The sequence below is a fragment of the Paracoccus sp. 22332 genome (genome assembly GCF_052045125.1).
GTDB lineage: Bacteria > Pseudomonadota > Alphaproteobacteria > Rhodobacterales > Rhodobacteraceae > Paracoccus > Paracoccus haematequi_A.
In genome coordinates this window covers 1-7,157 of the sequence record NZ_JBQEOI010000068.1, presented here as the reverse complement: position 1 = coordinate 7,157, position 7,157 = coordinate 1, and the positions used below count along the sequence as shown (strand labels likewise).

The 7,157-nt window shown below is 66.2% G+C and carries 6 protein-coding genes and 1 pseudogene; 2 read left to right on the top strand and 5 right to left on the bottom strand.

Going from position 1 to position 7,157, the window contains the following annotated elements:
- Positions 1 to 128 precede the first annotated feature (128 nt).
- Positions 129 to 437, top strand: a complete 309-nt coding sequence (locus tag ACTJI6_RS22660) for a hypothetical protein (protein ID WP_126156365.1) — start codon at positions 129 to 131, stop codon at positions 435 to 437.
- Between the two features lie 366 nt (positions 438 to 803).
- Here the strand turns inward: ACTJI6_RS22660 and ACTJI6_RS22655 are convergent.
- Positions 804 to 1,007 (bottom strand): annotated as a pseudogene (locus tag ACTJI6_RS22655) (IS5/IS1182 family transposase); the annotation flags it as partial.
- 503 nt (positions 1,008 to 1,510) lie between these two features.
- Here ACTJI6_RS22655 and ACTJI6_RS22650 point away from each other — a divergent pair.
- A complete protein-coding gene (locus ACTJI6_RS22650; RefSeq protein ID WP_440803716.1) occupies positions 1,511 to 3,373 on the top strand; it encodes a DUF927 domain-containing protein in 1,863 nt (620 codons plus the stop codon).
- A gap of 105 nt (positions 3,374 to 3,478) precedes the next feature.
- Here ACTJI6_RS22650 and ACTJI6_RS22645 read toward each other — a convergent pair whose 3' ends face one another.
- The 4 genes from ACTJI6_RS22645 to ACTJI6_RS22630 are packed head-to-tail and all read right to left on the bottom strand — an operon-like array spanning position 3,479 to position 6,714.
- Positions 3,479 to 4,057, bottom strand: a complete 579-nt coding sequence (locus tag ACTJI6_RS22645) for an SAM-dependent methyltransferase (RefSeq protein ID WP_440803718.1) — start codon at positions 4,055 to 4,057, stop codon at positions 3,479 to 3,481.
- Positions 4,047 to 4,706: a PIG-L deacetylase family protein gene (locus ACTJI6_RS22640; RefSeq protein WP_440803721.1), complete on the bottom strand. Its 660-nt coding sequence runs from the start codon at positions 4,704 to 4,706 to the stop codon at positions 4,047 to 4,049. The genes ACTJI6_RS22645 and ACTJI6_RS22640 overlap by 11 nt, the downstream gene beginning before the upstream one ends.
- Positions 4,703 to 5,710 (bottom strand): acyl-CoA dehydrogenase family protein, encoded by a 1,008-nt coding sequence (locus ACTJI6_RS22635; RefSeq protein ID WP_440803723.1) that lies wholly within the window; start codon positions 5,708 to 5,710, stop codon positions 4,703 to 4,705. Before ACTJI6_RS22635 ends, ACTJI6_RS22640 begins: the two co-directional genes overlap by 4 nt.
- Positions 5,707 to 6,714 (bottom strand): glycosyltransferase, encoded by a 1,008-nt coding sequence (locus tag ACTJI6_RS22630; protein WP_440803726.1) that lies wholly within the window; start codon positions 6,712 to 6,714, stop codon positions 5,707 to 5,709. The genes ACTJI6_RS22635 and ACTJI6_RS22630 overlap by 4 nt, the downstream gene beginning before the upstream one ends.
- Between the last annotated feature and the right edge of the window lie 443 nt (positions 6,715 to 7,157).

The following is a 7,157-nucleotide window of genomic DNA, read 5'->3' as shown; positions in this document are numbered from 1 at the left end:
TCGGCTACTGGGCCACCGGGACCGGCAGCTACCCGGACTTCGCCGCGCTGATCCGCCGCTGAGCGCCCGCGCGACAACCCCATCGGGGCGGCGCACCGCCGCCCCCTCCCTTCGGAAAGGACACGGACATGACCCACACCCGCATCCTGGTCGCCGCCGGCGCCGCTCTTCTCCTGATCATCGCCCTCGTCGCCGCCACCGCCCTGTTTCCCGGCGGCCCGCTCAGCCGCAAGGAAATGCGCCTGGTGGACGGCTTCGCCGCGGCCTATACCGCCTGCATGGACTCCGCCGGCGATGCCAACGGCATCAGCCTGGGCGACTGCAACGAAGCCGAGATCCTCAAGGCCCGGATCGACGAGGCCGGCCTCTGCATCGACTACGACAACAGCCGCCAGGACACCTACGAGGACTTCTACCGCTGCGGAAGCGCACGGTGAGCGGAGATCGAGGGCGACGGAATGCGGCAGCCGTTGCATAGCATAATAGTGTAATAGTGTAATATTATGCTATCATTCCGCCGGAGAACACGCCCGAAGCTATTACAATAGCAACCTAGGGTAATAGCATCCTGGCACGCTATCACCCTGCTCCGGCAGGAGCAGTTCCGGCGCGGGTCACACAAATCAACATGAGAGCATGAAAGGCATCGATCAGATCATGCCAGCGTGATGGTGGACCGGAGGCGCAAGGCGCTGCCATGACCGCCATCGACGACCCGCTGAGCACCGGCCGCTGATCGGCTTTCCCAGTCGGACCCAGGATGTCGGCGTCTGTTCGGCAGCAGCCCCCTTTCCCCGTTGAGTTCATGGCACGCATTCGATGTCGGCGTTGCCGCGCGCCTTGAAGCGGTTCATCAGGGCGATGCGGATGTGGATTTCAGCGGTTTGCCTGTCCGGATCCCGTGAAGCGATATGCTCGCCGAAGGATTTGAAGCACATCATCTTCGCCTCGTCCCGGCTGCGGACATGATAGCCGGTCCCGCGCTTCCAGATGGTTCGGCCCAGACTGCGGGATCGCGGGGCCGGTATTCCCTGCCAGGCGATCCCCCAGGCCTGGCGTCGGCCCAAGTCCGGCGGCCATCTGTGCGGGCGGATGAACCTGAGCGGCAGCGTTTTTGCGGTGCCGGTCCAACAGTCCAACACGTCCAACAGTTTTTGTCTGAAGGCAGACCGTCACCTCGGCAAGAAAATTTCCACAAAAATATATGACGAAAGTTTCTGTAATAATAAAAAGTGCTTTCCAATTTGTTTGGGAAATTATTCCTTATCAAGAAAAACCGGAATGTTAATTCCTTCGGTCCGCCAGTGTTATTGCGTCACGAATTCCTTGATTTTTTCCGTGCCGAGATTTATCATAACCTCCTGTGTTCGTTATTTTTAATATTTTAACGGGGCATTGACCCTTTGCCGGAAGTGCGACCCATGCCGTGCGTCCGGGGGCCAGGGTCAATCGGGGGCCGGGGTCAATAGCCCTATCGAGGGTCGGGCAGCGAAACAGGAGAGCGGCAGCAATGGATGATCGGTTCCTTGACGGCGGAAGGCAAGAAGGAGAGCCCGTCGGCAATCCGCCGATCCATGCGGATTCGGCCGCGAAAGTCGCTCGGCCCCACCTTCCTGCCTGCATTCCCGACAGGAAGGCTGAAGCGGATCGTCATGCCCTGGCGGCTCGGATCCGGGAAACCCTTCCCGGAAATCTCGACGTGGATGCCGACAAGGGAACCATCCATTTCCTTTCCAGCCCGAAGCGGGTTTGCGGCCTGATCTTTCCCGCTCTCACGCTCCGTCGCCCGGGGACCCAGGACGGCTACGCGGTTCTCTTCGAGTTCATGGACCTCTCCGGCCAGATAAAGTCCATCGCTTGCGGGATGGCGGATCTCGCTTCCGGTTCCGGCTTCGCAAGGAGGCTGACAGGACTGGGATTTCCGATCCACGTTTCCTTGCGAGAGTTTGTCGAGTTCCTCCGCGCATGGACCGCGGAGTCGCAGCCACCCCTGGGATGGCGCCTCGACCGGGCCGGCTGGGTGTCCCTGCCGGGGTGCAATCGCCTCTTCGTTCAGCCCGATGGGCGTGCTGTCGCGCGACGCAAGGAGGACGTGCCTGACCTTGCCCTGTTCAATGCCTCACCCGTGCCGAGGGCGGGAACTCTCCAAGGCTGGTCGAGCGGCATCGCCACCTGTGCCGAGGGAAACCCGCTCCTGATGGCCGCCCTCTCCGCAGGCTTTGCGGGCCCGCTCCTCGAGCTGGCGCGGATGGAAACAGTGGGTTTGAACGTCTACGGCCGACCCGGCTCCGGCAAGTCGTTGTTGCTGCAATCCGCCCAGAGTGCCGGGGATTCCCCGGCGACGACGACGTTCTGGTCGCAGTTTCCGGGGCGGCTGGAGGATCTGAAAGCGCGCCGGAACGATGGTCTGATGACGATCGAGGCCTTCAATGCCCACCCTTCCTCAAAGGAAATGACGGCCCTGGCGTCCTTCGCCACGGACAGTTCTTTCGAAAATCGCGAGACCGGGCATCGCCTCGTGATCCTGATGAGCAGCGAGGCCCCGACGATCGAGATTTTCCGGCGCAAGCGACATCTCCAGGCCGAGGCTCTCAGGGTGCGTTTCCTCGATATCCCGGTCGGGGCAGGCCTCCACGGGGCCTTCGACGATCTGCACGGATACCCGGATGCAGCCTCCTTTGTCACCGCCCTGCGCGGCATGATCAGGGACCACCACGGCCATGCGGCAGGCGCCTTCATCGAATGGCTGGTCAACAATCGCGAACACGCCGAGGCGATGCTGCATCGCCACATGGATCGTTTCGTCGCGCGGGAACTGGAACTGCGAACGGAGTCACCTCCAGGCACCCTTCTCCCGCATCTCCGGCGACTTGGCGTGGTCGGCGCGGCGGGGGAGTTGGCGATCGCGGCCGGGATCCTTCCCTGGACGGAAAACGCCGCGATGACGGCCGCTCATCACCTTGCGGCGCTCTGGCACTCGGCAGCGCAGGAACACAGCGTCGGCCCCGCGCTCCGTATCCTGCTCGACGCCATCGAAGCCCACGGCCATCGATTGCGATGGTTGGGGGGCACGCCTCGGAAACAGGAGGACCGGACCGGATGGCAGGACCATCGGTTCTATTACCTGACCGTCGATATGCTGAAGGATGCCAGGCCCTGGCATCTGGCCAGCCTCGAACGGGCAGGCCTTCTCAAGCCGGGCGGCGAAAAGCGTTCCTATCAGGCGCGGATGGACAAAGCCCAGCACGCGGGTCGGCCGCGCGTCCATCTCATCTGCAAACAGGCCCTCGCGGCAGTGGCCCCGAACGCGAAAATCGAGTTCAGCCTCCGTGAACACCTTCTGAATATCTTCTGTCCCGAGGATGAGGACTGAGATAAATCAATCCAACTGCCGCTCATGTGACGGCGGTCAGGGCCGCGCGGGCGTCACGATGATCGTGCAGCCGGGCTGCCAGCGTCGTCGGATCGCCCGCGACCCTCAGCGCGGCCGGATGGAGCTTTGCACAGGCCAAAGGACATCCAGCCGAAATCGCGGGAAATGACGCGTCTGTGCCATGACCAGGGTTTGGCCGAGCAGGCCGACGGCCTCTGCTCCGTTCAGCCGCTCGTCCGTCGGCCCGGTCCAGTTGACCGCGACGACGGGACCGGCGGCGTTCCGGTTCAGCCAGCCGCCCAGGGTCGAGATTTCCGAGGGGGTCAGGAAGTAGAGGACTTCCGACAACAGCACCAGGTCGGGCCGGATGTCGGGCAGATCGTCTGGCGCGCAGCCTTGCAGCACCGTAGCCTGGGAAAACCCGGCCAGGATGCGGCGCGCGGTGGCGGCCGCCGCGGGGATGCAGTCCATCGCGGTCAGGCGTCGGCAGCGAGGGGCCAGGCGGCGCGCCAGTTCGCCGTTGCCGCAGCCGATTTCCAGCGCCTCGCGGAACGGGCCGGGGCCGATCGCCGACAGGGTTTCCCGGAACTTGGCGGCCTCATAGGGGCTGGAGCGATGGTTCCAGGGATCCTCGCTGGCGGCATAGAGCCGGGACAGATGCGCAAGGGTGTCTCTATGGGGCAATGACGATCTCGGGATGGGTCAGGAAATGCTCCTGGCGCCACGGCTCCATGACGAATCCCTCGGGATCGTCGTCGATCAGCGGCGTCATCTGGCTGCGGTGGCAGGCAAGCGCCCGACGCTTGGCCGTCAGCGCGGCGGCCGAGGCCGCGATGGTGCGGGTTGGGGCGGTGCGGTCCGTGAAGCGGCCCCAGATCGGGTAATAGGCCAGCGCGACGTCGCGGCGGGCCAGGGTCCGCGCCATCCGCGCCACGCTTTGGTGATCGACATGCGGATCCCCCTCCCAGGTCGCCAGCAGCAGCGCGCCTTGCGGGATCAGGTCCGAGATGTCGGCATCCGTCCGCACCCGGCAGTCGCCATGTCCCAGCCAATGCGTCGTCGCGCCCAGGATGGCGGCGGCGGCCTCAAGCTCGGCCCGGCGCTGCTCGGCCAACCGCCGGGGCGGCCATCCGCGGGATTTCGGATGCGACCGGCTGCCATCGGTCACGCAGATCACGGTGCAACGCGCGCCATGGGCGGCGGCGTCGAACAGCAGCGCCCCGCAGCCCAGCGTTTCGTCGTCGGGATGGGGCGCCAGCACGGCCAGGGGGCGTCCGCCCAGCAGATCGGCCACGCCGATCGGGGGACCGAGGTTGTCCAGAAACCCGCTCATCCGATCCATCTGTCGCGCAGGGCGGGGCTTTGCAGGATGCGCGCCATGGCCCCCAGGGCCAGCCCGTCGGGATTGGCCTGGCGGATATAGAAGCCGAGGTCGCGGCGGATGCGGTCGGCGGGATGGGCGGTGGCAAAGGAGGCCGCCCCCAGGGCCTGGTCCATGGCGTTCATCAGCGCGACCGCTTCCTCGGCTGTCAGCAGCCGCGCCAGGATCGCGGCCTCGGCATCCTCGGGCACCGCATCGGGCCGTTCCACCCGATCGGCGGCCTGCCACAGCCACAGCCGGGCCGTTTCGCAGGCCGTCACCATCCGGCGCAGGCGCATGGCCTGCAAGGGTGCCGCGTCCTGCCCGCGCCGTTGCAGCTGATCGGCGGTGATCGCCGTCAGCGCCCGCATCGCGCCCAGTTGCACGGCGGCATAGCGCCAGACCCCGCCCTGGAAATGCGGTTCGATCAGATAGTCGCCGGGACCGCCGATCCGCAGGGCCTCGGCCACGGCAAGCCCCTCCAGGTCGCAGCGCCCCGAGGCGGTGGCCTTCATACCCGAAACCCGCCACTCGTCGGGAAACAGCCGCCCTTCAAGCTGCGGGCGGCTGAACAGAAGAAGCTGCGGGCCGTCGCCCGTGCCAGCGGACACAATCACATGGTCCAGCACGTCCGCGCCGCTGGCGAACAGCTTTTGCCCCCGCAACAGGGGGCCGTCGATCCTGACCGGATCGGGACCGTCGGCCCCCCAGATGCCCAGCAGGCCACCCCTCCTGTCGCCGGGGGCATACAGATCCAGCAGCTTGGCCGCGTTCACATGGCCTTCGAAGATGCGGCCCGCCGACAGGTTCGCCCGGCCGATGGCCGCCAAGGCCTCGAAAAGCTGCCCGACGGACAGCGGGGCGTCCAGAAGTCCGCCCTGCCGCAGCGCATGCGCCAAGGCAGGGCCAGAGGGACCGTCGGGACCGTCGCAGGGCGCCTGCGCCACAAGGCGCGCGGCACGGGCGATGTCGGTCATGCGGCACTCTTTCCCCGGGGCAGCAGCCGGGGGCGCACGGACCCTTCGACCAGGCGCCTCAGTGCGGGCAGCTCCGCTTCCAGATCCGAGGCGCGCAGGCGGTTGCCCAAGGACAGGGCGCGGCTGGGCCAGGGGCGGCTGTCCCCGGCCGTCGCGCGGGACCACAGATCCGCCAGGACAGGGACCGGCAGCATCGCCTGGTCGGCCAGGGGATCGTCATCGGACATCCGCTGGCGCAGGGCTTCGGCCATGCCGCCCTCGGCGCGGCCGTGCAGCCTGCCCGACACCGTGGCCAGCATGTCGTCGGCATAGCGGATCGCCAGGCCATGGGATTCGGCCTGATGGACCAGGGCGCGATCCTCGCTGGAGCGGGTGTCGGGAAGCCCGCCGATCAAGCGGAAACCATCGCTGCGGATCGCCATGGAGGCGGCGGATTCGATATAATGTGGACGCTCCGGACCCTGGCGCCCGGCCAGCAGGTCGACGGCATGGCGGATCTCGTGTTGCAGCGCGCCATGGGCAGCCTCGGCCTGGGTCACCCTGCGGCCGGGGGCGGTGGCCAGGACATGGCGGCAATCGGCGTCGATCCTGCCGCAGACCAGATCGGCCCCCGCATCCGCGGCGCGCAGCGCGGCGGCGATCCAGTCGGCATGGGGCGCGGCGTCCCCGTCGGTGGTCAGGATCAGCGCGCCGGGACGCGCGGCCAGATCCAGGACGACCCGGCGGGCGATCCCGGCATTGGGGTCGGGAAAATCGACCTGGTGCAGTTCCAGGCGCAGCGACGGATGGGTAAAGGACCGAACGATCCGCGCACTGCCGTCGGTGCAGTTGTTGGCCAGAACCACCGCCGTCACCGGCAGGGGCGACCGCATCGCCGCCGCCGAGAGGGCCCGCAGCAGCCTCGGCAGACGCCGGGCCTCGTTTCTGACGGGAATGGCAACGACGATCTGCACCAGGACAGGGCGGCTATAGGCGGCGACAATTGTCGAAAGTGATCCGTCCATGATCCGCCCTGTCTGATCCCGAAGCCAACTACCCCATCCCGTCCGCGGTTCCGCCGTCGTGGCCCCGCGGGTTCTGGGACCGGACTGAGAGCTTGATCTCGCCAATAAAGCACCAGGAGAAACGTAGTATAACCGCAGTTGAATTCGTTCATGCGGATCACTTCGTATTCTTTTCGCATGACAATAGACCTTCGATAAGGACACCTTATCGAAGATCTCATGTCCGGAGGGAGCCTGCCGCGTGGAAAGGCCCAGAGGGCCAGCGGGCATCTCCGATTGCCGCCGGATTCCTCGCGACAACATATAACCCCTTTGCACCCATGATCCCGACGGTTCCTTGGCCCTGATCGGCTATGCCCGCGTCTCGACCGCGACAGACGCTCGACCCGCAGCTGGCGGAGCGGCGCCAGGCTGCGGGATCATCCACAAGGAATACGCCTCGA

Bases quoted from the DNA above. Each gene is read 5' to 3' on its own strand.
- ACTJI6_RS22635 (WP_440803723.1), bottom strand. From the start codon at position 5,710: ATGACCGACATCGCCCGTGCCGCGCGCCTTGTGGCGCAGGCGCCCTGC.
- ACTJI6_RS22640 (WP_440803721.1), bottom strand. From the start codon at position 4,706: ATGAGCGGGTTTCTGGACAACCTCGGTCCCCCGATCGGCGTGGCCGAT.
- ACTJI6_RS22660 (WP_126156365.1), top strand. From the start codon at position 129: ATGACCCACACCCGCATCCTGGTCGCCGCCGGCGCCGCTCTTCTCCTG.
- ACTJI6_RS22630 (WP_440803726.1), bottom strand. From the start codon at position 6,714: ATGGACGGATCACTTTCGACAATTGTCGCCGCCTATAGCCGCCCTGTC.
- ACTJI6_RS22650 (WP_440803716.1), top strand. From the start codon at position 1,511: ATGGATGATCGGTTCCTTGACGGCGGAAGGCAAGAAGGAGAGCCCGTC.